This window comes from Providencia sp. JGM181 (genome assembly GCF_018257375.1).
GTDB lineage: Bacteria > Pseudomonadota > Gammaproteobacteria > Enterobacterales > Enterobacteriaceae > Providencia > Providencia lanzhouensis.
In genome coordinates this window covers 1-573 of sequence record NZ_JAERJY010000306.1, presented here as the reverse complement: position 1 = coordinate 573, position 573 = coordinate 1, and the positions used below count along the sequence as shown (strand labels likewise).

Genomic DNA, 573 nt, shown 5'->3' with positions numbered 1-573 from the left:
CTATTGGTAAATATCCTTGCCATAATGGTTGATATCTATTTCCATTCTCATTTTTATTTAGGTGAATATAATATTCACCAATTTTTTGTAGCAATAAACAATCATCAACATCTTTTAAATTATCTTTATGCTGTTGCTGGCTATTCACTAAGAGCTGGCTAATTGCTTTTTGTTTAGCTTCTTGGGCATTTTTTGCCACAAAGAGATCAAACTCATGCAGCTCCGCAAGCGTTGATGAAATATATCCACCTACATTAATAAAATAGAGTTTGTATTCACTTTCTGATGATTCTTTGCTCAAACTGATGTCGAACCCATCTGCCCAATTGATATCTGCATACCCATCTACATGGATTTTATCTTTATCCCCAAACCAAGTATCTCGCAATAATGGCCAAGCTTCTTCTGGTGTGTTGACTGCCGCAAACTGAATATCGTGCACCTCAATATTGGATTTTCCGGCATTACCACCAACATAAAACATAAATAGTTTCATTATTCTCTCTCTGTGACTAGTTATCGTTATGTATAATAATATACAACCATATCAATTCAATTTGCAATAATTAACAC

Annotated in this window: 1 protein-coding gene; it reads right to left on the bottom strand. The window is 34.0% G+C overall.

Features of this window, described 5'->3' with window-relative positions:
* On the bottom strand, positions 1-496 hold a 496-nt coding region (locus tag JK188_RS17665; RefSeq protein WP_211888709.1), incomplete at its 3' end, for a DUF1543 domain-containing protein.
* Positions 497-573: the final 77 nt, after the last annotated feature.